We start from the raw sequence: 22,276 nt of genomic DNA on the forward strand, positions 1-22,276 counted from the left end.
TGGTGGTCGCCCGGTCTGACCCTATAATTCCAGTTCCACATCGCGTGCATGCCGTCGGCCGGTGCCCGACGGCCGACAACCAGGCATAACCATGACCGAAACCCCCGTTCCGCGTCCGGAGGCCCGCTACGGGCGTTCCCGGTTGTCGCGTATCTCCCGGCGGTGGCTGCTCGTCGCGCTGGGGGTGCTGGTCGTCGCCGCCGGGCTGGTCGTGGCCGTCATCGGCTATCACCGGTTCGGCACCAGCGACGTCAAGGGATCGCTGGCGGGTTATCGGGTGATCGACGACCAGACGGCGTCGATCACGATCAGCGTGACCCGATCGGATCCGTCGCGTCCGGTGGACTGCATCGTGCGGGTCCGCTCCGCCGACGGGAGCGAGACGGGACGACGTGAGCTGCTGGTCCCGCCGTCCGACGCGGCCACGGTGCAGGTGACGACGACGGTCAAATCCTCTCAGCCGCCGGCGGTGGCCGACATCTATGGCTGCGGCACCGATGTGCCCGCCTACCTGCGCCCGTCCTGACCGTCGCCATCGACGCCGAACAGCGAAGATGGAGTCATCAGTTGTTCGCGCGGTGGTAACATGGGTGAATGCACGGTTCCGATTGGGACCGTGTTGCTGCATTAGCGGCCGTCAGCAGATCGGCGCCGCAGCACACGGGGATGGACCCGCACGCTTTCGACGGCGGAGTTAACAGGACTTACGCGAACTCGCGGAACAACATACGAGGAGCACGACGAGATGACGGACACTTCGGTGACCTGGCTGACCCAGGAGTCGCACGACCGACTCAAGGCCGAGCTCGACCAGTTGATCGCGAATCGTCCGGTCATCGCCGCGGAGATCAACGACCGCCGCGAGGAGGGCGACCTGCGCGAAAACGGCGGCTACCACGCCGCCCGCGAAGAGCAGGGCCAGCAGGAGGCCCGGATTCGCCAGCTGCAGGATCTGCTCAACAACGCCAAGGTCGGCGAAGCGCCCAAGCAGTCCGGCGTCGCGCTGCCCGGTTCGGTGGTGAAGGTCTACTACAACGGCGACAAGTCCGACACCGAGACGTTCCTCATCGCCACCCGCCAGGAGGGCGTCAACGACGGCAAGCTCGAGGTGTACTCGCCGAATTCACCGCTGGGCGGCGCCCTGATCGACGCCAAGGTGGGCGAGACCCGCAGCTACGTGGTGCCCAACGGCAACACCGTCGAGGTCACCCTGGTCAGCGCGGAGCCGTACCACTCCTGATCGCTTTGCGCGAGGCGCGCTAGGCGAGGGCCTGCTGCAGATCGGCCACCAGGTCGGCGACGTCCTCGATGCCGACCGACAGCCGCACCAGGTCGTCGGGCACTTCCAATTGCGACCCGGCCGTCGACGCATGCGTCATGGCACTGGGGTGCTCGATCAGCGACTCGACCCCGCCCAGCGATTCGGCCAGGATGAACACCTTGGTGTTGGCGCACAGATCCCGGGCGGCGTCTCGGCCGCCTTTCATGCGCACCGAGACCATGCCGCCGAACCCGCGCATCTGCCGCGCGGCGACCTCGTGCCCGGGGTGGCTGGGCAGGCCGGGGTAGAGCACCGCGCTCACCGCGCGATGGCCCGCGAGGAATTCCGCTACGGCCATGGCGTTTTCGCTGTGCCGCTGCATGCGCAGCACCAGGGTCTTCAGTCCGCGCATCGTCAGGTAGGCGTCGAACGGGCCGGGCACCGCGCCGGCCCCGTTCTGCAGGAAGCCGAAAGCGTCGTCGAGTTCCTGGTCGTTGGTGACCAGCGCGCCGCCCACCACGTCGGAATGGCCGCCGATGTACTTGGTGGTGGAGTGCAGCACGATGTCCGCCCCCAGCGTCAGCGGCTGCTGCAGCGCGGGTGAGGCAAAGGTGTTGTCCACCAACACTTTCGCGGAATGCTGCTCGCCCAGCTCGGCGATGGCGGCGATATCGGCGATGGACAGCAACGGGTTGGTCGGGGTTTCCACCCAGATCATCCGGGTGCGCGGCGTGATCGCGGCGGCGACGGCGTCCGGCTCGTGCAGCGCGACGGGCGTGTAGTCGACGTTCCACTGGGTGAAGACCTTGTCGATCAGCCGGAACGTGCCGCCGTAGGCGTCATTCGGGATCACGACGTGGTCACCCGGCCGCAGCACTGTGCGAAGGGCGCAGTCGGTGGCGGCCATCCCCGAGGCGAAGGCCCGGCCGTAGCTGCCTTCCTCGACGGCGGCCAGCGCGGCCTCCAGCGCGGCGCGGGTCGGGTTGCCGGTGCGCGCGTATTCGAATCCGCCCCGCAGCGCGCCGACGCCGTCCTGGGCGAAGGTGCTGCTGGCGTAGATCGGGGCGTTGACCGCTCCGGTCGCCGGGTCCGGCCGGTAGCCGGCGTGAATCGCTTTGGTGGCCAGCCCGGTGAACTCGGGGTGTGGGTTGCCGTCGTCGCTCATCGACGATCAGCCTAGGTGACCGGCGGCCTTTCGGTCCCGTCGATCGGCAGGCACACGGTCGTCATGATCTTGTCCGCCAGCGTCTGACGCTTCGAATCCCACAGCGGGAAAAGGAAACCGATGAAACAGATGATCGCGTCGATGAAGTGCGCCAGCGCCCGCACCACGGACAGGCCGAAGCCCAGGGGTTGGCCGGTGATCTCGCTGACCACTTTGAATTTCATCACCGATTTGCCGACGCTCGACCCGGTCGTGCCCTGCTGGTAGCCGTAATTCCAGATCAGGTAGAACAGCCCGACGATCGACGCCAACCACTGCGCCACCATGCCCAGGGTCGAATTCTGGGTGGCGCAGTACTGGTTGACGGCGTACTGGGTGACGTCGGTGATGCAGGCCGTCTGCTGCGTGGCGAGCAGGATCGCGGTGCCGATGCCGTGCACGACGACGTACGGGAGGATGTCGATGACGAACGCCAGCGCGCGGGTGAGCCACGGCGTGTACTCCTGCGTCGGCAGGGTCCGGATCGCCGGTCCCGGCGGCGGCGGCGCGTAGCCCCCGGACGACGGCGGCGGTGGCGGGTAGGACCCGCCGGGTGGCGGTGGCGGCGGGGGGTAGGAACCGCCGCCGGGCGCCGACGGAGGCGGCGGGAACTCCTGACCGCCGGACGGCGGCTGCTGCCCACCGGATGGGCCGGGCGACGAGGGGGGCGGCGGGTAGGCGCCGCCGGTCGGCGGTTGATCGGTCATGGGCAACCTTCCACTGCGGAACAGCTGGACATCTCGCTGGATTAGCCGAATTACCGTACCTGAGCGTTTCACGCACGGGCGAGACGCGCATCACCCGCCGAGCGCGGCGAACTACCGGCGTCCGCTCAGTCCACGGGGCGCCTCGGAGAGGAAGCCCAGCAGGTCATAACGGGTGATCACGCCGACCGGTTTGCCCTCTTCGACCACCATCAACGCGTCCCAGTCCCGCAACGCCGTGCCCGCCGCGCTGATCAGCTCACCCGCGCCGATCATCGGCAGCGGCGGGCTCATGTGCTGGGCGACCGCGTCGGCCAGTTTCGCCCGGCCCTCGAACACCGCCGACAGCAATTCACGTTCGGAGACGCTGCCGGCGACCTCCCCCGCCATCACCGGCGGCTCGGCGCCGACCACCGGCATCTGGGACACCCCGTACTCGCGCAGGATGCCGATGGCGTCGCGCACCGTCTCCGACGGGTGGGTGTGCACCAGGTCGGGCAGCGCACCGGACTTGCGGCGCAACACGTCGCCGACCCTGGACTGCTCGGTGGACCCGTCGAGCCGGCTGCGCAGGAACCCGTACGACGACATCCAGGCGTCGTTGAAGATCTTCGACATGTAGCCCCGGCCGCCGTCGGGCAGCAGGACCACGACGAGCGCGTCGGGTCCGGCTTGCTCGGCGACGCGCAGCGCGGCGACCACCGCCATCCCGCACGACCCGCCGACCAGCATCGCCTCCTCGCGGGCCAGGCGCCGGGTCATGTCGAACGAGTCGGAGTCGGACACCGCGATGATCTCGTCGGGCACCGTGCGGTCATACGCCTGCGGCCAGAAGTCCTCGCCGACGCCCTCCACCAGATAGGGCCGGCCGGTGCCGCCCGAATACACCGAGCCCTCGGGGTCGGCGCCGATGATGCGCACGGCCCCGTTCGATATCTCCTTGAGGTAGCGGCCGGCGCCGGTGATCGTGCCGCCGGTGCCGATGCCGGCGACGAAGTGGGTGACCTTGCCGTCGGTGTCGGCCCAGATCTCCGGGCCGGTGGTGGCGTAGTGGCTGGCCGGGCCTTCCGGGTTGGCGTACTGGTCCGGTTTCCACGCGCCCTCGATTTCGGTGACCAGCCGGTCGGAGACGCTGTAGTAGCTGTCCGGGTGGTCGGGGGGCACGGCCGTCGGGCACACGACCACCTCGGCGCCGTACGCGATCAGCACGTTGCGCTTGTCCTCGCTGACCTTGTCCGGGCAGACGAACACACACTTGTACCCGCGGTGCTGGGCGACCAACGCCAGCCCGACGCCGGTGTTGCCCGACGTGGGTTCGACGATCGTGCCGCCGGGCCGCAGCTGTCCGCTGGCTTCGGCGGCGTCGATCATCTTGACCGCGATCCGGTCCTTCGAGCTGCCGCCGGGGTTGAGGTATTCGACCTTGGCCGCCACGATGCCGGCACCGTCGGGAACGACGGAGTTCAGGCGCACCAGCGGCGTGCCGCCGATGAGGTCACTGATGTGCTGCGCGATCCGCATGCGTCACATCGTCTCAGGCGGTTTCGGGCGGCGCGCTACTCGGTGGCCTCGCGGATGTAGTCGCCGATCTGGCGCAGCGAGCGCACGGCCTCCGGCACCATCGGCGCGGCCAGCTGGAAGTCGTGGATCTGGCCGGGCCACACCCGCACCTCGGCCGGGGTGCCGACTGCGGCCAGCCGGCTCGCCGCCAACCGCGCGTCGTGCAGCAACACCTCGGAGCCCGAGACGTGAATCAGCGTGCGCGGCAGGCCCGGCTTGATGTGTTCCAGCGGCTCGTAGATCTCCTCGGCTTTGCCGTCGACCTTGTTCTTTCCGGCCGCGGCGGCAACCAGCTCGGCGAGGGCGTCGAACGCCCCGGCGGAGAACATCGCGTCGGTGTCGATGTTGGGGTGGGCCTGCTTGGGTTCCTTCGCCAGCTGCAGCAGCGGCGAGATCGCCACGAGCGCCGCGGGCTCCTCGCCTTCCTCCTGCAGGCGTTGCGCGAGGGTGAGCGCCAGGTAGCCGCCCGCGGAATCGCCCGCCAGCACGATCTGGTCGGCTTGGTAGCCGCGCAGCCGCAGCCATCGGTAGGCGTCGTGGCAATCCTCGATCGCCATGCCCACCGAATTCTTGGGCAGCAGACGGTAATTGACCACCAAGATGGGCGCGTCGGCGAACTTGGAGAGGGCCTCGACGAGCCGGCCGTGCGAGTTTGCCCCGCAGGTCAGAAACGCGCCGCCGTGGAGGTAGACGACCACGCGGCGGCTGCCGTCGGCGGGAAGCACGCCGGGCGCGCGCACCAGCTGCGCCGAGGCGTGCGGCAACTTCACCGTCTCGCGGACGGTGGCCGACGCCGGGATCAGCACCCGCGCGGTGAGGTCGATGAGGCCCCACGGCCACGGCAGGTTGGGGACGTGGCTGCCGACGGTCAGAATCGGTCGGATCGTCAGCCGTGACGTCAGGTTGGCCAATCGCGCAGCAACGCTGGGGCCGGATTCGAGGACCTCGACGGGCGCGCCGTCGCTGATCGCGAACTTGCGCGTCTGGGCGCGACGGGCTTTGAGGACATCATGGGCACGAACGGTGGCCTCAGGCGACCCCGATACCTTGCTAGGTGCGGTCATGCTCAACACTTCCTACGCCGTTGTAGTGCGATACAGCATGTGACGAGGCTGTTGAGCGTCTGGTTCGACCGTTTGCCAAAGCGCTCAGCCATCCCCTTGTTCTCAGCTTGACAGCCATCGCTTAGTGCAACGTATGAAATCTCTGAGTTGATACCAGTTTTGCTTCGCACCGTGATCAGTTCGTTTTTTCGCACCGGCCGCGCAAACTCCGCAGCGGCCCTAAACTTGAGTGCGTGACCATTCGGGTGCCACGCCGGTCGGCGATCGCCCTGGCCACAGCGGGCGCGCTGGCCTCGACAGGAACCGCCTACCTGGGGGCACGCAGTCTGTTGGTCGGCCAGGCGTCCCACGCGCGCACCGTCATCCCCAAGGCATGGGACATCCCGCCCCGCGCCGACGGCGTGTACACGCGCGGCGGCGGGCCCGTGGAGCGGTGGCGCCGCGGCATGGCGGCCGACCTGCACCTGATGATCTTCGGCGATTCGACCGCCGCCGGATACGGATGCATGAGTGCCGACGAGGTGCCGGGGGTGCGGATCGCGCGCGGCCTGGCCGAGCAGACCGGCAAGCGAATCCGGCTGAGCACCAAGGCCATTGTGGGCGCCACCTCGAAGGGCTTGTGCGGCCAAGTCGACGCCATGTTCGTGGCCGGCCCCCCGCCGGACGTGGCGGTGGTCATGGTCGGCGCCAACGACGTCACCGCGCTCAACGGAGTGAGCCAGTCGGCGCAACGGCTGGGGTTGGTCGTCCGCAGGCTGCGCGCCCGGGGCGCCGTGGTGATCGTCGGCACCTGCCCGGATCTGGGCTTCATCAGCGCGATTCCGCAGCCGCTGCGGTCGCTCGCGCACGAGCGTTGCCTGCAACTCGCCCGCGCCCAGACCGCGGCGGTCCGCTCGGCCGGCGGCGTGCCGGTGCCGCTGGCGCAGCTGATGGCGCCGCAGTTCCGGGCCACGCCCGACGCGATGTTCTCCGCCGACGGCTACCACCCGTCGGCGCCCGCCTATGCGCTGGCCGCCGACGCGCTGCTGCTGGCCCTGTGCGACGCGCTGGGCGAGGAGGTGGAGCGCCCGCCGCTGAGTCCGCCGGTGCCGCCGGCGGAGCCGGTCCTGGGGCAGCGCCACACGCGGGCCAGCGTGATGTCGCGGCTGTGGCGGCGCCCGGCACCCGGACCTGCCCCGTCTTCGTGCCCCGAGGTTGGCAGCGACTAGATTTGTCTTCGCCCGTCGGCGTGGGCCCACCGCCCGATGATGAAGCGAGCCAGCCCCATCTGTGGGATCTGCAGGGATCTGAAGGGAACCACCATGCCTGAAGCCGTCATTGTCTCAACTGCTCGCTCGCCGATCGGCCGCGCGATGAAGGGGTCGCTGGTCAACATGCGCCCCGACGACCTGACCGTCCAGATCGTGAAGGCCGCGCTGGACAAGGTGCCCGCCCTGAACCCGCACCAGATCGACGACCTGATCCTGGGCTGCGGGCAGCCTGCCGGCGAATCCGGATACAACCTGGCGCGAGTCATCGCCGTCGAGCTCGGCTTCGACTTCCTGCCGGGCACCACCGTCAACCGGTACTGCTCGTCCTCGCTGCAGACCTCCCGGATGGCGTTCCACGCGATCAAGGCCGGTGAGGGCGACGCGTTCATCTCGGCGGGTGTGGAAACCGTGTCGCGGTTCGCCAAGGGCAGCGCCGACTCGTGGCCGGACACCAAGAACTCGCTGTTCGGCGAGGCTCAGGAGCGTTCGGCCGCCGCGGCCGAGGGCGCCGACGAGTGGCACGATCCCCGCGCCGACGGCAACCTGCCCGACGTGTACATCGCGATGGGGCAGACCGCCGAGAACGTCGCCTTGCTGACCGGCATCAGCCGCGAAGACCAGGACCACTGGGGAGTGCGCAGCCAGAACCGCGCCGAGGAGGCGATCAAGAGCGGGTTCTTCGAGCGGGAGATCACCCCGGTGACCCTGCCCGACGGCACCACGGTGAGCACCGACGACGGCCCCCGCCCCGGCACCACCTACGAGAAGATCAGCCAGCTCAAGCCGGTGTTCCGGCCCAACGGCACGGTGACCGCGGGCAACGCGTGCCCGCTGAACGACGGCGCGGCCGCGGTGGTGATCACCAGCGACACCAAGGCCAAGGAGCTCGGCCTGACGCCGCTGGCGCGGATCGTGTCCACCGGGGTCAGCGGCCTCTCCCCGGAGATCATGGGCCTGGGCCCGATCGAGGCGACCAAGAAGGCGCTGGCGCGGGCCAAGCTGTCGGTCAGCGACATCGACCTGTTCGAGATCAACGAGGCGTTCGCCGTCCAGGTGCTGGGCTCGGCCCGGGAGCTGGGCATCGACGAGGACAAGCTGAACGTGTCCGGCGGGGCGATCGCGCTGGGCCACCCGTTCGGCATGACCGGCGCCCGCATCGCCACCACGCTGCTCAATAACCTGCAGACGCACGACAAGACGTTCGGCCTGGAGACCATGTGCGTCGGCGGCGGGCAGGGCATGGCGATGGTGATCGAGCGGCTCAGCTGAGCCGCTCGTCGTTGGGTGCGTCCCGGCTTTGGCGTGTGAAACCCGGGCTTTGAGTGTGAAGCCTGGGCGGCGACACGCCGGGTGGTTTCAAGGTTTGGTTGCAACAGTGGTTTGTGGCGGGTTTGACAGTAGCCGGTTGAGGACTTGGGCGGGGCTGTCCCAGCCGAAGCGTTTGCGTGGGCGTTCGTTGAGTTCAGCGGCGACTTCGGCGAGGTAGTCGGCCGAGTGCACGGATAAGTCGGTGCCTTTCGGAAAGTATTGGCGCAATAGGCCATTGGTGTTTTCGTTGCTGCCGCGCTGCCAGGGTGAGTGTGGATCGCAAAAGTAGATGTCGATGCCGGCGTCGATACTGATGCGGGCATGGCGCAACATTTCGTGGCCTTGGTCCCAGGTCAGCGAGCGCCGCAATGCCTGGGGCAGGGTTTTGATGGTGGCGATCATCGCATCAGCCACCGTCTCAGGGTCGCGACGGGCGGGCAGGTGCAGCAGTTGCACGAACCCGGTGGAACGTTCGACCAGGGCGCCGATCTGAGAGTGTTGATTTTTGCCCAGGATTAAGTCACCCTCCCAGTGCCCGGGCACCGCGCGGTCAGCGGCCTCAGCGGGCCGCTCACTGATGTTGACCATGCCCGGAATTCGGCCGCAGCCGCTACGGGCGCCGACTCTGGCCCGTGGCTTGCGCAATGCCCGCCCGGTCCGCAAACACTTAGTCAGCTCGCGGCGTAGCTCCCCGCGTCCTTGCACGTAGAGCGCCTTGTAGATGGTTTCGTGGGACACCTGCATCTCCGGGCGGTCGGAATACGTCGTGGCCAACATCCCGGCAATCTGCTCCGGGCTGTACTTCTTGACCAACCACGCTTGCACCTGATCACGCAACGCAGGGCAGCGACCCAGCTTGCCGATCTTGGGCCGGCGCGCTCGCTGCTCGCTGCGAAGCTGAGCAATCCGCGCCGAATAGCCCGATTTCGCATCCACGCCCGCTCGGCGGGCTCCGAAGCGGTAACGAGAACGATAACGGCCCACATACCCCCGCATGACGCCGTTGTTGGCGATCTCGCGCATGACTGTCGACGGGGCCCGGCCCAACCGGGCTGCCATCGAGCGAATCGATTCGCCCTGAGCGGCGCCGATCATGATCTGTTCACGCTCATCAGCCGACAACCGCGGCCGTTTCTGCCCCTGAGGGGCTAACCATCGCGGATTCACACCACCAAACCTGCGAAACCACTTGCCGCCGCACGTCGCCGACACGCCGACCGCAACCCCGGCGTCCTCCGAGGACACCCCGGACGCGATCAACTCCCAATACCGGCGCTGCACCGACAACAACTGAGGCTGACCCGTCATCAACACCCCTAACTACGAAGTGTTGCAATCACCCCTTGAGCCCAAGCCGAGCCAGCGCACCGCTGGTTCACCCTCGGCGCCGGCGCTTCACACTCAACGGCAGTGCACGAGGACCGCAGACAAAAAAACCGGCACGCCCATCGGCGTGCCGGTTTTTGGGTGGCAGAGCTAATCGTTTTGTAGATAGCTGAGCAGGCGCAGGATCTCGATGTACAGCCAGACCAGCGTCACGGTCAGGCCCAGCGCGATGCCCCACGCCGCCTTCTCCGGCGCACCGGCGCGGACCATCTGGTCGGCCGCGTCGAAGTCGATCAAGAAGCTGAACGCCGCGATGCCGATGCACACCAGCGAGAAGATGATCGCGAGCGGGCCGCCGCTGCGCAGGCCCAGGCCCGCGCCGCCGCCGACACCGAACATGGCCAGCACGAAGTTGCCGAGCATCAGGGCCAGCACGCCGAACAGCGCGGCGACCACCATGCGGGTGAACTTGGGCGTGACCCGGATGGCGCCGGTCTTGTAGACGACCAGCATGCCGAAGAACACCCCGAAGGTGCCCATGACGGCCTCCCCGATCAACACGCCGGCGTTGGCGTTCGACACCGAGAAGTGGGCGAAGACGAACGAAAGCGCTCCCAGGAACAGACCCTCGAGTACGGCGTAGCTGAGCACGATCGCCGGGCTGTCCTGCTTGCGACCGAAGGTCGCGACCAGCACCAGGCCCAGGCCGCCGAGCGCGCCGATCAGGGTCAGCGGCATCGCCAGCGCGAGGTTCGAGACCACCAAGAAGTAGGAGACGACGGCGGAGGCCGCCAGCACGGCCAGCGTGATGCCGGTCTTGGTGACGACGTCGTCGATGGTCAGCGGGCGCGAAGGCCGGGCCTCCTGGTACGGGGCCTGGTAGGGAGCCGCATAGGGGTCGGCCTGGTAGCCCTGCATCGGGGCCGCGCCAGTGCCGAATTGCGCGTATCCGCCCCTCTGCTTAGGCAGCGAACGAAATACCGGGTTGCTTGTCTCCCGCACCGTCGGATCCTCTCTTATTGGCTTCGAGCTGTGCGAACACCATCTCAACGATCAGCGGCCCACCCAGGTTCCCAGCCGAGCTGGGCATTTTGCGGAGTTCTCGAGCCTTGGAAGGCTTAAGCCGTTGTCGTCGCGTTAAACATAACCCTTACCCGCGCATACCGCGCCGGTCGTGACGATCTAGATTTCTTCCTCGAGGCTGGACCGGCGCGAGGGAGGCTAGGGCGTGACCGACGGATCCGATGAGGTTCTCACCGAGGTTGACGGAAGCGTCGGCTTGATCACGCTCAACCGGCCCAAGGCGATCAACTCGCTGAACCAACGGATGGTGGACGATCTGACCGCCATCCTCACCGGCTGGGCCGGCGACGTGGCGGTGCGCGCGGTGGTGCTCTCCGGCGCCGGTGAACGCGGACTGTGCGCGGGCGGCGACGTGGTCTCGATCTACCACAGCGCGCGCAAGGACGGGGCGGAGGCGCGACGCTTCTGGCGCGACGAATATCTGCTCAACGCCCAGATCGCCGACTTCGCCAAGCCATACGTCGCGGTGATGGACGGCATCGTGATGGGTGGCGGTGTGGGCGTCAGCGCGCACGCGAACACCCGGGTGGTGACCGACACCTCCAAGATCGCCATGCCCGAGGTCGGAATCGGCTTCATCCCCGACGTCGGCGGGGTTTACCTGCTGTCGCGCGCGCCCGGCGGCCTGGGCCTGCACGCCGCGCTGACCGGGGCGCCGTTCTCGGGAGCCGACGCCATCGCCATGGGCTTCGCCGACCACTACGTGCCGCACGCCGACATCGAGGCGTTCCGTCGGGCGATCGTCGGGGACGGAGTCGAGAACGCGCTCGCCAAATACACCGTCGAACCGCCACCGAGTGAACTTGCCGCACAACGCGATTGGATCGACGACTGCTTCGCGCGCGACACGGTCGAGGACATCGTCGCGGCCCTCGCGGGCCACGGCGCGGGCCCGGCGAACGACGCCGCCAACCTGATCGCCACCCGCTCCCCCATCGCGTTGTCGGTGACGCTGGAGGCGGTACGCCGCGCGGCCGAATTGGAAACGCTCAAAGACGTTCTCGTTCAGGACTATCGGGTGTCCTCGGCGTCGCTGCGCTCACACGACCTGGTCGAGGGAATTCGCGCGCAGCTGATCGACAAGGATCGCAATCCCAAGTGGTCGCCGGCGCAGCTGGCCGCCGTCACGGCGGCCGATGTCGAGGCGTATTTCACCCCGGTCGACGACGACCTGAGTTTCTAGAAAGGCGGCCCAGATGACAGACACGCAGTACGAGACCATCCTCGTCGAGCGCGAGGAGCGCGTCGGCATCATCACCCTGAACCGGCCGAAGGCCCTCAACGCGCTGAACACCCAGGTGATGAACGAGGTCACCAGTGCGGCAGCGGATTTCGACGACGACCCCGGCATCGGCGCGATCATCATCACCGGCTCGGCCAAAGCGTTCGCCGCCGGCGCCGACATCAAGGAGATGGCCGAGCTGACGTTCGCCGACGCCTTCGGCGCCGACTTCTTCGCCCCCTGGGGCAGACTCGCCGAGGTCCGCACCCCGACGATCGCCGCGGTGGCCGGGCACGCGCTCGGTGGCGGCTGCGAGCTGGCCATGATGTGCGACGTGCTGATCGCCGCCGACACAGCGAAATTCGGCCAGCCCGAGATCAAACTCGGTGTGCTGCCCGGCATGGGCGGCTCGCAGCGCCTGACCCGCGCCATCGGCAAGGCCAAGGCCATGGACCTCATCCTGACCGGGCGCACCATCGACGCCGCGGAGGCCGAACGGAGCGGGCTGGTTTCGCGCGTGGTGCCCGCCGACGACCTACTGACCGAGGCGAAGAAAGTCGCGACCACCATTTCCCAGATGTCGCGGTCGGCGTCGCGGATGGCCAAAGAGGCCGTCAACCGCGCGTTCGAATCCACGCTGGCCGAGGGGCTGCTCTACGAACGCCGGCTGTTCCACTCCACTTTCGCGACCGAGGACCAATCCGAGGGGATGGCGGCCTTCGTCGAGAAGCGCGCGCCGAACTTCACCCACCGCTAGGACGCACCATGAGCGAACCCGGCTCCGCGACCAACGTCGACACCGGCGACAAGCCGGCGGACGACGTCGAGGAATCCGCGGTCGCCGTTTCACAGGCCCCGCCCGCCCCGCGGGCCGGGCGCGCCGCCCCCACCCTGCCGTGGACCGAAAAGCCTTGGTGGGTGCGGCATTACACATTCACCGGCACCACGGTCGGCCTGGTCTTCATCTGGCTTTCGCTGACGCCCTCGCTGCTGCCGCGCGGCCCGTTGTTCCAGGGACTCGTCAGCGGGCTCTCCGGCGCCATCGGCTATGGGCTGGGCGTCTTTTCGGTCTGGTTGGTGCGGTTCATGCGGGAAAAGGATCACAGCCCGCCGCCGCCACGCTGGGCCTGGAAGGTGCTGATCCCGATCGGTGTGGTCGGCCAGGTACTGATGGCGATCTGGTTCCACGTGTGGCAGGACGACGTGCGCGACCTGATGGGCGTGCCACATTTGGAGTGGTACGACTACCCGCTGTCGGGAGTCCTCTCGCTGGTGGTGCTGTTCACGGTGGTCGAAATCGGCCAGTTCACCCGCTGGTTGGTCCGCTTCCTGGTCGGTCAGGTCGACCGGTTCGTGCCGTTTCGGCTCTCGGCGACCATCGTGGTCGTCACGCTGGCGGTCCTGACCGTCACCGTGCTCAACGGCGTCGTGCTCAAGTTCGCCATGCGCACCATGAACGACACCTTCGCGTCGGCCAACAACGAGATGAACCCCGACAGCGCGCCGCCGAAGACCGCGCTGCGCTCCGGCGGACCGGAGTCGCTGGTGTCGTGGGAATCCCTTGGCCACCAAGGGCGCGTCTTCGTCGAGGGCGGTCCCAAGGTCGGCGATCTTTCCGCATTCAACGGCGCCCCGGCGACCGAACCGATCCGGGCCTATGCGGGGCTGAACTCCGCCGACGGCATCACCGCGACCGCCGAACTCGCCGCGCGCGAGCTGCAGCGCACGGGCGGGCTGCGGCGCGCGGTCGTCGCGGTCGCGACCACCACCGGCACCGGCTGGATCAACGAGGCGGAGGCCACGGCGCTCGAGTACATGTACAACGGCAACACCGCGATCGTCAGCATGCAGTATTCGTTCCTGCCGAGCTGGCTGTCGTTTTTGGTGGACAAGGAGAACGCCCGGCACGCCGGCCAGGCGCTGTTCGAGGCCGTCGACCGGCTGATCCGCCAGATGCCGGAAGCCCAACGCCCCAAGCTGGTCGTGTTCGGTGAGAGCCTCGGCTCGTTCGGCGGCGAGGCGTCGTTCATGAGCCTGAACAACGTGCTCGCCCGCACCGACGGCGCCCTGTTCAGCGGGCCGACGTTCCAGAACACCATCTGGACCGACCTCACCACGACACGCGACCCCGGGTCCCCCGAATGGCTGCCGATCTACGACGACGGCCGCTACGTCCGCTTCGTGGCCCGCGCGGGCAACCTGGCGCGCCCGAAGGACCCGTGGGATCACCCGCGGGTGGTCTATCTGCAGCACGCCTCGGACCCGATCGCCTGGTGGACCCCGGACCTGGTGTTCAGCAAGCCCGACTGGTTGCGGGAGCGGCGCGGCTATGACGTGTTGCCGCAGACGCGCTGGATCCCGGTCGTCACCTTCCTTCAGGTGTCGGCGGACATGGCCGTCGCGGTGGACGTCCCCGACGGGCACGGTCACCGTTACGTCGCCGACGTCGCCGACGGCTGGGCGGCGGTGATGTCGCCGCCCGGGTGGACACCGGAGAAGACGGCCCGGCTGCGGCCGCTCCTGCACGCCGAAGGCTAGCCGGGTGGGCCGGGAACCGGTGTCCCCGTCTGGGATTCAGAAGCGGCGCGGTAGACGCCAGGGCGAGCCGGTATCGCGCGACGCGGTCCTTCGCGCGGCGAAGCGGCAGTTCGCCGCCCATGGCTACGACAAGACGACGCTGCGCGCGATCGCCGACGATGCGCGAGTTGATCCTTCGATGGTTCTCTATCTCTTCGGCTCGAAGGCGGCATTGTTTCGCGAATCGCTGAAGCTGGTGCTGCCCGCTGACCTGCTGACGACCGAGATCGCACGCGACGACGACGATCTGGGCTGCCGCGTAGTGCGCGCCTACCTGGGTATCTGGGAGCAACCCGACACGGCCTCGAGCATGGCGTCGATGGTGCGGTCGGCGACGTCGAACGGCGACGCCAACGACGCGTTTCGCGGATTCCTGCACGACTACCTGCTCACCGCGGTGTCCAGCGCTTTGGGCGGTGGAGATGAGGCGCGGCTGCGCGCAACGCTGGCCGCGACCAACCTCGTCGGCACCGGAATGCTGCGCTACGTCATGCGGGTGCCTCCGCTGTCGTCGCTCGGGGTCGACGAGGTGGTCGGGTTGGTGGGGCCGGCGGTGCATCGGTTCTTGACCGCACCCGCCGACGAGCTGGGGCTGGACCCGACGTCGCAATCAGCCGACGGTTAGCGATTAATTCAATCGTTATTGAAATTTGCTCGTAGGCCCGCTAGAGTTCTGCGCCGGGGGGCCGACGAACGGAGTCCTCATGTCACGTCTAGCCGCGAAACTCGTCGTTGCGGCGGTCCTCGCACTCACCACCGTCACCGCGGCCGCGTGCGTTCCCAGTGCCGAATCACCCGTCGGGGTTGCAGTTAACTAGCGGCCGGCTAGATCCAGCGGCGGCCGCCCGCGGCCGCGTCGGCCAACGGGGCGCCGGACGCACCGCCGGCCAGCTGGGTGAGCACGCCCGCGCCGGCCAACGCGTGATACCCGCCGATGACGTCGGTGGCGCGGTGCAGGCCGATGTCCAGCAGCGCGGCCGCAGCCAGGCTGGACGTGTAGCCCTCCGAGCACAGGATCACCCATTCGACGTCGTCGCCGACGGCTTCGGGCAGTTTGGCGTCGCTGGTGGGGTCGCAGCGCCACTCCAGGACGTTGCGTTCGATCACCAGCGCCCCGGGCACCTCCCCCTCGCGGAACCGCTGGGCCTGGGGGCGGATGTCGACGAGCACCGCGCCGCGCCGCAGCGCGTCGGGCACTTCGGTGGCGGGCAGGCGGCGATACCGGCGCCGGGCGGACCTCAAGACGACGTCGATGCGGCTCACGGCGATCCTTCCGGCTGGTCGGTCAGTTCGGTGCGTTGCCGGCGCAACGTGTTGCGGTCGGTGATGTCGTAGTACGACATGGCGGTCAGGGGCGGCGAGTACGCGTGCACGCTCAGGGTCGGCTGCGCCGGCCCGGCGCTCGCACCCGGCAACCCCGTGACCGGCACGGTGACCGGCCGCGGCGCCCAGACAACGTCGTGCACCCAGCCCAACGGGAACCCGGCCTGGTCGCCGGCGTCGAGCCGACGGCGCCGCAAAGCCCTTCCGTCCCAACGGTATTCATTGAGCGAGCCGGAAACGACGGTCAACGCACCCAGCGACCCGCCGTGGTCGTGCAGCTCGGTCGGATGGCCGGGCACCCAGCTGATCAGCCAGACGTCGAGCTCCTCGTCGCCGTGGATGCGGGTGAACCAGCGCTGCGACTCCGGGATGCCGCCCTCGGGCAGCAGGTGGTCGCAGCGCCCGCTGAGCACGTCGTCGGCGGCCTGGTCGGTCGCGTGCAACAGGTCTGGCACCCGCAGCGGGGTCGGGCCCGCGGACGGGGACGAGAGGGTTCGTGGGCGCGTGACCGCGGCGGTGACGGGCGCTGCCCCGGCAAGGGACAAAGTCATGGGGGGAACTCCAGAGCGAAAGAGGATCGAACGGGCGGCGGCGTGTTACGGCCGACAACACTCGCAAAATCCGAAGCGCTCCATCACGGCAGCCAGTGTTGCATAGATTGAGACCGTGCGCTGGCGCGGTGGTCGACCCCGGCGGCGGGGCGCGGTGGTTGCCGCGGCCCTTGTAGTGGGCGTCCTGCCGGCGGTCGCGGGCTGCTCGCAGGGCGGCCAGCACGGCCCACCGGCCCCCTCGTCGGCGCCGCAATCGGACAGCGCCGGCGGCCCGGGCTCGGTGCCGGCGGGCGCCATCGGCGTGTCCCCCGGCGGCGTGACGACCAGGGTCGACGTCCCCGCACACTCGACCGAGGAGGAGTACTACCAGGCCTGTCACGCCGCAAAAGTGTGGATGGATGGCCAGCCCAGGACCGGCGCGTCGCTGTTCGAGCCCTATCTGGCCATGCTGCAGGCGTCGCCGTCGGGCACGGCGGGCAGCTGGAACGCCCCCTGGTCGAAGCTGACCCCGGCCCGGCAGGCCGCCGTGATCGTCGCCGCGCGGGCGGCGGCCAACGACGAGTGCGGGTAGCGCCGCGCGCCGGCGCCCTCCCCCGCGGAGTAATTACGATCACGGCTGAAAAAAGTCCGCGCGCGGCCCGCTGAGGACCCCCGCCGCGCAAAATGGTGGGGTGCCTGACGAACTTCCGCGTCGCTCGGCACCGACTCGGGTCGCACTGGCGCTCGGCAGCGGTGGCGCCCGCGGCTACGCGCACATCGGGGTGATCGAGGCGCTGCGCGAACGCGGTTATGACATCGTCGGCGTCTCCGGCTCGTCGATGGGCGCGCTGGTCGGCGGCCTGCACGCGGCCGGGCGGCTCGACGAGTTCTCCGAGTGGGCGAAGTCCCTGACCCAGCGCACCATCCTGCGGCTGCTGGACCCGTCGATCAGCGCGGCCGGCGTGATGCGAGCCGGAAAGATCCTGGACGCGGTGCGCGACATCCTGGGCCCGGTCGCCATCGAAGACCTGCGGATCCCGTACACCGCGGTGGCGACCGACCTGCTGGCGGGAAAGTCGGTGTGGTTTCAGCGCGGCCCCCTCGACGAGGCGATCCGGGCGTCGATCGCCATCCCGGGGGTGATCGCGCCGCACGCGGTCGACGGGAGGCTGTTGGCCGACGGCGGCATCCTGGACCCGCTGCCGATGGCCCCGCTGTCGGCCGTCAACGCCGACCTGACCATCGCGGTGAACCTGTCCGGCAGCGAGGCGATCACCACCCGGGAAGCGGAGCCGGGGGCCACCGCCGAATGGTTGACCCGCATGCTGCGCAGCACCTCCGCGCTGCTCGACACGGCCGCCGCCCGCTCGTTGCTCGACCGGCCGACCGCCCGGGCGGTGCTGAGCAGGCTGGGCGGGCCGGGCGGCGAGCCGGATGACTGGTCGGACAACCCCGACGAAGAGCCGTCACCGGCCGACGCTGTCGCCGGCGAGCTGGCCGCCGCGGTGTCCGACGTGCCGAAGTTGGGCAGCTTCGAGGTGATGAACCGGACGATCGACATCGCGCAGGCCGCCCTGGCGCGTCACACGCTGGCGGTCTACCCGCCCGACCTGCTCATCGAGGTTCCGCGGTCGACGTGTCGGGCCCTGGAATTTCACCGGGCGGTGGAGGTGATCGCCACCGGCCGAGCGCTCGCGGATGACGCCCTGGACTCGCTGGAAGCCGGGCGCGACGACGCCGCCCCGCCCGCGATCGATCGCTAAAGGCTGTGTGCGGCAACCAAATCCGTCACAAGCCCAGGAACCGGGCGATGGCCGCGGCTTCGCGGCGACCCTGCTCGCGCCCGGCCAGGGCCGAGGGGATGCGGCAGCCCGGATCCAAGGCGTTGGGCCCGAAGGCGGCCAGCGAATCGGCGTCGGCGAACACCGCGAACGCCGCCCCGGGAAACGATGAGACCTCGGCGGCGGGCCCGGCGCCGAACGGCGACGGTGCGTCGATGCCCGAGGGCACCAGCACCACCGCGACGTCACAGTCGGCGGCCACCGCGAGGTTGACCGAGCTGGCCACCCCGCCGTCCATGTAGTGGCGGTCCGCGATCGACACCGGCGGCCACGCCCCGGGCACCGCGCAGCTGGCCGCCACGGCATCGACGAGGTCGACGCCCGATTCGCGGTCGAAGACGGTCAGTTCTCCGGTGGCGACGTCGATGGCGGTGAGCCGCACCGCGCGCTCGGGCCACTCGTGCGACGGCAGGCGCTGCGCGATCACCTGGCGGCGCACCGGCGCGGGAACGGTTTCGGTCGCCAGGGCCACGGCCCCGATCCGCTGCATTTGTTGGCGGGTCTTGTCCAGCGGCTCCTCGTACGGCGCGGCCAGGGCGGTCAGGAACAGTTCGGTGATGGTGTCGACGTCGACGCCGGAGTCGATTTCGGCCGACGACTCGGAGACTTGCCGGTCGAACAGCTCGTCCAGCGTGTGGCCGCTGCCGAGCTGCGCGGCGACGGCCGAGCCCGCCGACGTCCCCACCAGCACATCCGATTCGATCAACAGCCGGGCCGCGGCCGGCGACTCGTCGGCGATGCCCCGCAGAACACCTGTCTCCCAGGCGATTCCCGCGATCCCGCCGCCCGCCAGCACCAGGGCGCGTTTGTTCGTCACGCTCACCAACTCTGCCAAACGTCCTCAGACCAGCCGCCGGGTGCTCGGCAGGGCGTGTTGCGAGTCCTCCACCGGCGTGCTCAGGTCCTCGCGGCGCAACAGCTGGTTGGGCGGGTCGGGCAGCACCAGGCTGCGGGTGACGCGCAACCCGGCGTCGACGTGAATCAGCTCGCCGGGCTCGAGGAGGCGCCAGCGCGGGTCGGCGTCCATGCGTTCGGTGGCGAACACCACCGACGGCCGCGTGCACAGGTGCTCGGAGCGCGCGTGAATTCGTATGGTGTGCAAGTCGAATTCGGGGTCTTGCGATGCCACACCGTCGGATCGATCCAAGACGTAGAGCTCGTGGGTTTGCGGGTAACGCAGCGCCCACATGTCGGTGGCCGTGCTCAGCAGCACGTTGACCGCGTAGATCGGGACGTGCTCGGCGAGCCATCGCATGGCGTCGACGAGCCCCGCGGTGATGTCGCCGCCGCGGGCCCGGATCGAGCCGGTGATCAAGCCGAACACGCGCTCGGAGTCGGTGTCGCCCAATACCAGGTCGGCGGTGCCGATCTCGCGCAGCCGCTCGTCGATGATGTCCAGGCCTTCGAGGACGCCGTTGTGCGCGAAGATCCGGTCGTCCTGCATAAACGGGTGGGTGTTGCGGATGTCGAGCGAGCCGGTGGTGGCGTAGCGGACGTGGGCGATGACGGTGGTGCCGGTCATCCGGTGCGCCTCGGTCGCGAAGGCGGCGTCCTGCCAGGCCGCTATCGGCTCCTTGTAGAGGTGCGGCGCGGCGTGCTCGTCGAAGATGCCCAGGCCGGTGCCGTCCGGGTTTCGCCGGCTCTGTTCGGACAGGCTGTCCGGCGCGTCCAGCAACCAGAAGGTCGCGGTGCACGCGTGCGTCCCGGCGTGCAGGCCAAAGAGTCGGCACATGCCTTCACACCGTAACGGTTCGCGGGCCTCACTTCGTCAGCAAGGCCGACAGGTTGGCCAGCGCGCGCCGCGCGTAGCCCTTCCACATCCTGCCCAGCAGCGGGAGCGCCCAGGCCGTGCGCGGCGACTTCGGGTGGATGTCCCAGCGCCAGGTGATCTCGGTTCCGGTGGCCGCCGGTGTGAAAATCCATTCGCCCACAACGTGATCGACCAGCAACGCCATCGGGCCGGTGACCTCGCAGAGCCGGTAGCCGAACGAGCGCGGCGGGTCGACACTGGTCAGCTCCTCGCGCATGGTGGCGCCGCCGGCCAGGTGCACGATGCGGGTCTGCCCCGCCGCGTCCCAGGCGCCGGTCTGCTCGCGCACGTCGCGGATCGGCGGGAAGGGACCGTACCAGCGGTTGAACAGCGTGGGCAGTGGCATCGGCAGCGTCCGGCCGAACGCGTCGTGGACCGCGACCGGTGTGACGACGGATTGGTCGACGACGAGTGGATGTGTCACTGCCTCAAGCCTTTCCGGTCTCGTTGCGGCGTCGATCAGTCGCGGGCTTCGACCACCTGGTAGCCGTCTTCGGCGTAGCGCGAGCGAATGGCTTTCTTGTCGTACTTGCCGACGCTGGTGCGGGGGATCTCGTCGACGAATGTCCACCGTTCGGGCAGCCACCACCGAGCGACCTTGTCCGCGAGGAAGTTTCGCAGCTGCCCCGGGCTGACCGACGCGCCCTCCTTGGCCACGATCACCGCGAGTGGGCGTTCCTCCCAGCGTTCGTCGGGGACGCCGACCACCGCGGCCTCGACCACCTCGGGGTGGCCGATGAGGACGTTCTCCAGCTCCACCGAGGAGATCCATTCCCCGCCGGATTTGATGACGTCTTTAGCCCGGTCGGTCAGCGTGACGTAACCGCGGCCGTCGATGCGGCCCACGTCGCCGGTGCGCAGCCAGCCGGAGTCGAACTTCGACTCGTCGTGGCCCAGGTAGTAGGAGCCGGCGATCCACGGGCCGCGGACCTCCACCTCCCCCACGGCGACGCCGTCGTTGGGCAGCACCTGGCCGTCGTCGTCGACGATCCGCATCTCCACCCCGCAGACCGGTTGGCCCTGGGTTCCGCGGAAGGCCCAGTGCTGGTCCTCGGGGGTGCCCGGCGGTGGCCAGGCCATGGTCGCCAGCGGCGACGTCTCCGTCATGCCCCACAGCTGCCGGATCTGCACGGCGTGCTTTTCCTCGAAGGTGCGCATCAGCGAGACCGGGACGGCCGAGCCGCCGCAGACCACCAGCCGCAGCGACGACAGGTCGTGGTCGGGGTCGTCCTCGAGGTGGTGCAGGACGGCGTTCCAGATCGTCGGCACCGCGCCGGTCACGGTGGGGCGCAGATCTTCGACCATGCCGACCACCGATGCCGGGTCGAGGTGGCGATCCGGCAGCACCAAGTCGGCGCCGGCCATCAGCGCCGCGTACGGCAGGCCCCAGGCGTTGGCGTGGAACATCGGCACGATCGCCAGCACGCTGTCGACGGCCCCGACGCCGATGCCGTTCGTGGTGCACGCCGCCATGGTGTGCAGGTAACTCGAACGATGGCTGTATACCACGCCTTTCGGGTTACCGGTGGTCCCGCTGGTGTAGCACATCGCCGCCGCGGATTTCTCGTCGATGTGCGGCCAGTCGAATTCGGTCGGCTCCGCGGCGATGACGTCGGCGTAGTCCAGCACGGTCTTGCCCGATTCCCGCAGCGGTTCGGTGTCGCCCTCGCCGACGGCGATCACGGTGTGCACGGTCTCGAGGCTGGGCAGCACCGGGGCGAGCACGTTGATCAGGGAGGCGTCGACCAGCACCACCTGGTCTTCGGCTTCGTTGGCGACGTAGGCGATCTGTTCGGGGAACAGGCGGATGTTCAGGGTGTGCAGTACGGCGCCCATCGAGGGGACCGCCAGGTACGCCGTCAGGTGCTCGGAGTTGTTCCACATGAACGTCGCGACCCGCTGGTCACCGGTCACCCCGAGCCGGCGCAACGCATTCGCCAGCTGGGCGGCCCGGCAGCCCAGTTCCCGATAGCTCGTCGTGCGGTAGCCGTCCCCGGTGGCGGTGGTGACGGTGCGATCCCCGTGAACACGGCAGCCATGGCGCATGATCGCGGTGATCGTCAACGGATAGTCCTGCATCGTGCCGTCCATCGATGTACCGCCTCTCTCCGCGCGGCACCGTCCGTGCCAAGCCGCGAAATGCCGCGCCCGCATTCCGGGCCGACGGCGACGGGCCGTCGGCCGCTTCCACCCTAAGCCCGATTTCGGCGATC

At 69.0% G+C, this 22,276-nt stretch carries 22 protein-coding genes; 10 read left to right on the forward strand and 12 right to left on the reverse strand.

The annotated features are described in order from the left end of the window. Positions 1-91: 91 nt before the first annotated feature. Together QGN30_RS22250 and greA are read left to right on the forward strand one after the other, a co-directional pair. Complete coding sequence (locus QGN30_RS22250) at positions 92-526, forward strand: DUF4307 domain-containing protein (RefSeq protein ID WP_248923527.1); 435 nt, start codon at positions 92-94, stop codon at positions 524-526. Between the two features lie 219 nt (positions 527-745). Further along, complete coding sequence (greA, locus tag QGN30_RS22255) at positions 746-1,240, forward strand: transcription elongation factor GreA (protein WP_007168983.1); 495 nt, start codon at positions 746-748, stop codon at positions 1,238-1,240. 19 nt (positions 1,241-1,259) lie between these two features. On the opposite strand, the gene QGN30_RS22260 is transcribed toward greA, so the two are convergent. The 4 genes from QGN30_RS22260 to QGN30_RS22275 form a co-directional block, all read right to left on the reverse strand. Further along, entirely contained in the window at positions 1,260-2,426 is a 1,167-nt protein-coding gene (locus tag QGN30_RS22260; RefSeq protein ID WP_014381961.1) for a cystathionine gamma-synthase, read from the reverse strand. An 11-nt stretch (positions 2,427-2,437) separates the two neighbouring features. Beyond that, the gene (locus QGN30_RS22265; protein WP_225330734.1) at positions 2,438-3,172 is read right to left on the reverse strand and encodes an RDD family protein; all 735 of its coding nucleotides are present in this window, start codon (positions 3,170-3,172) and stop codon (positions 2,438-2,440) included. 111 nt (positions 3,173-3,283) lie between these two features. Beyond that, the gene (locus QGN30_RS22270; RefSeq protein WP_014383986.1) at positions 3,284-4,690 is read right to left on the reverse strand and encodes a cystathionine beta-synthase; all 1,407 of its coding nucleotides are present in this window, start codon (positions 4,688-4,690) and stop codon (positions 3,284-3,286) included. A 35-nt stretch (positions 4,691-4,725) separates the two neighbouring features. After that, positions 4,726-5,793: an alpha/beta hydrolase gene (locus QGN30_RS22275; protein ID WP_248923526.1), complete on the reverse strand. Its 1,068-nt coding sequence runs from the start codon at positions 5,791-5,793 to the stop codon at positions 4,726-4,728. Between the two features lie 245 nt (positions 5,794-6,038). Between QGN30_RS22275 and QGN30_RS22280 the strand changes: the two genes are divergently transcribed. Then, on the forward strand, positions 6,039-7,001 hold the full coding sequence (locus QGN30_RS22280) for an SGNH/GDSL hydrolase family protein (protein ID WP_225325524.1): 963 nt from the start codon (positions 6,039-6,041) through the stop codon (positions 6,999-7,001). Positions 7,002-7,094: 93 nt separating this feature from the next. Further along, positions 7,095-8,312 carry an acetyl-CoA C-acetyltransferase gene (locus QGN30_RS22285; RefSeq protein ID WP_009954588.1) on the forward strand — a complete coding sequence of 406 codons (1,218 nt, stop codon included), beginning with the start codon at positions 7,095-7,097 and terminating at the stop codon, positions 8,310-8,312. An 87-nt stretch (positions 8,313-8,399) separates the two neighbouring features. On the opposite strand, the gene QGN30_RS22290 is transcribed toward QGN30_RS22285, so the two are convergent. Both QGN30_RS22290 and QGN30_RS22295 read right to left on the reverse strand, forming a co-directional pair. Then, on the reverse strand, positions 8,400-9,659 hold the full coding sequence (locus QGN30_RS22290; protein WP_326565607.1) for an IS30 family transposase: 1,260 nt from the start codon (positions 9,657-9,659) through the stop codon (positions 8,400-8,402). A gap of 168 nt (positions 9,660-9,827) precedes the next feature. Then, positions 9,828-10,679, reverse strand: a complete 852-nt coding sequence (locus QGN30_RS22295; RefSeq protein ID WP_026071427.1) for a Bax inhibitor-1/YccA family protein — start codon at positions 10,677-10,679, stop codon at positions 9,828-9,830. A gap of 226 nt (positions 10,680-10,905) precedes the next feature. Here QGN30_RS22295 and QGN30_RS22300 point away from each other — a divergent pair, with 226 nt between their 5' ends. From QGN30_RS22300 to QGN30_RS22315, 4 genes are read left to right on the forward strand one after another with little or no spacing between them, the layout of a single operon-like run. Next, the gene (locus tag QGN30_RS22300; protein WP_248923525.1) at positions 10,906-11,943 is read left to right on the forward strand and encodes an enoyl-CoA hydratase/isomerase family protein; all 1,038 of its coding nucleotides are present in this window, start codon (positions 10,906-10,908) and stop codon (positions 11,941-11,943) included. Between the two features lie 13 nt (positions 11,944-11,956). Next, positions 11,957-12,739, forward strand: a complete 783-nt coding sequence (locus QGN30_RS22305) for an enoyl-CoA hydratase (RefSeq protein WP_008254287.1) — start codon at positions 11,957-11,959, stop codon at positions 12,737-12,739. Between the two features lie 8 nt (positions 12,740-12,747). Next, complete coding sequence (locus QGN30_RS22310; protein ID WP_014381955.1) at positions 12,748-14,520, forward strand: alpha/beta hydrolase; 1,773 nt, start codon at positions 12,748-12,750, stop codon at positions 14,518-14,520. A 4-nt stretch (positions 14,521-14,524) separates the two neighbouring features. After that, positions 14,525-15,184, forward strand: a complete 660-nt coding sequence (locus tag QGN30_RS22315) for a TetR/AcrR family transcriptional regulator (protein WP_014381954.1) — start codon at positions 14,525-14,527, stop codon at positions 15,182-15,184. Positions 15,185-15,384: 200 nt separating this feature from the next. Here the strand turns inward: QGN30_RS22315 and QGN30_RS22320 are convergent, their stop codons facing one another. Together QGN30_RS22320 and QGN30_RS22325 are read right to left on the reverse strand one after the other, a co-directional pair. After that, positions 15,385-15,822, reverse strand: a complete 438-nt coding sequence (locus QGN30_RS22320) for a rhodanese-like domain-containing protein (protein WP_095762924.1) — start codon at positions 15,820-15,822, stop codon at positions 15,385-15,387. Beyond that, positions 15,819-16,433, reverse strand: a complete 615-nt coding sequence (locus tag QGN30_RS22325; RefSeq protein WP_008254278.1) for a cysteine dioxygenase — start codon at positions 16,431-16,433, stop codon at positions 15,819-15,821. Before QGN30_RS22325 ends, QGN30_RS22320 begins: the two co-directional genes overlap by 4 nt. Positions 16,434-16,548: 115 nt before the next feature. Here QGN30_RS22325 and QGN30_RS22330 point away from each other — a divergent pair, with 115 nt between their 5' ends. Next, positions 16,549-17,004 carry a lipoprotein LpqV gene (locus QGN30_RS22330; RefSeq protein ID WP_416366868.1) on the forward strand — a complete coding sequence of 152 codons (456 nt, stop codon included), beginning with the start codon at positions 16,549-16,551 and terminating at the stop codon, positions 17,002-17,004. 100 nt (positions 17,005-17,104) lie between these two features. Further along, positions 17,105-18,175, forward strand: a complete 1,071-nt coding sequence (locus tag QGN30_RS22335; protein WP_051473021.1) for a patatin-like phospholipase family protein — start codon at positions 17,105-17,107, stop codon at positions 18,173-18,175. Between the two features lie 25 nt (positions 18,176-18,200). Here the strand turns inward: QGN30_RS22335 and QGN30_RS22340 are convergent, their stop codons facing one another. The 4 genes from QGN30_RS22340 to QGN30_RS22355 are packed head-to-tail and all read right to left on the reverse strand — an operon-like array spanning position 18,201 to position 22,154. Beyond that, on the reverse strand, positions 18,201-19,070 hold the full coding sequence (locus tag QGN30_RS22340) for a patatin-like phospholipase family protein (protein ID WP_038538449.1): 870 nt from the start codon (positions 19,068-19,070) through the stop codon (positions 18,201-18,203). A 24-nt stretch (positions 19,071-19,094) separates the two neighbouring features. Then, positions 19,095-19,985: a class II glutamine amidotransferase gene (locus QGN30_RS22345; protein ID WP_020821815.1), complete on the reverse strand. Its 891-nt coding sequence runs from the start codon at positions 19,983-19,985 to the stop codon at positions 19,095-19,097. 28 nt (positions 19,986-20,013) lie between these two features. Further along, on the reverse strand, positions 20,014-20,487 hold the full coding sequence (locus QGN30_RS22350; RefSeq protein ID WP_095562488.1) for an SRPBCC family protein: 474 nt from the start codon (positions 20,485-20,487) through the stop codon (positions 20,014-20,016). A gap of 35 nt (positions 20,488-20,522) precedes the next feature. Next, a complete protein-coding gene (locus QGN30_RS22355) occupies positions 20,523-22,154 on the reverse strand; it encodes a fatty acid--CoA ligase (protein ID WP_248923523.1) in 1,632 nt (543 codons plus the stop codon). Between the last annotated feature and the right edge of the window lie 122 nt (positions 22,155-22,276).

It is taken from the genome of Mycobacterium sp. 3-98 (genome assembly GCF_035918355.1).
In the GTDB taxonomy this organism is placed as follows: Bacteria; Actinomycetota; Actinomycetes; order Mycobacteriales; family Mycobacteriaceae; genus Mycobacterium; species Mycobacterium intracellulare.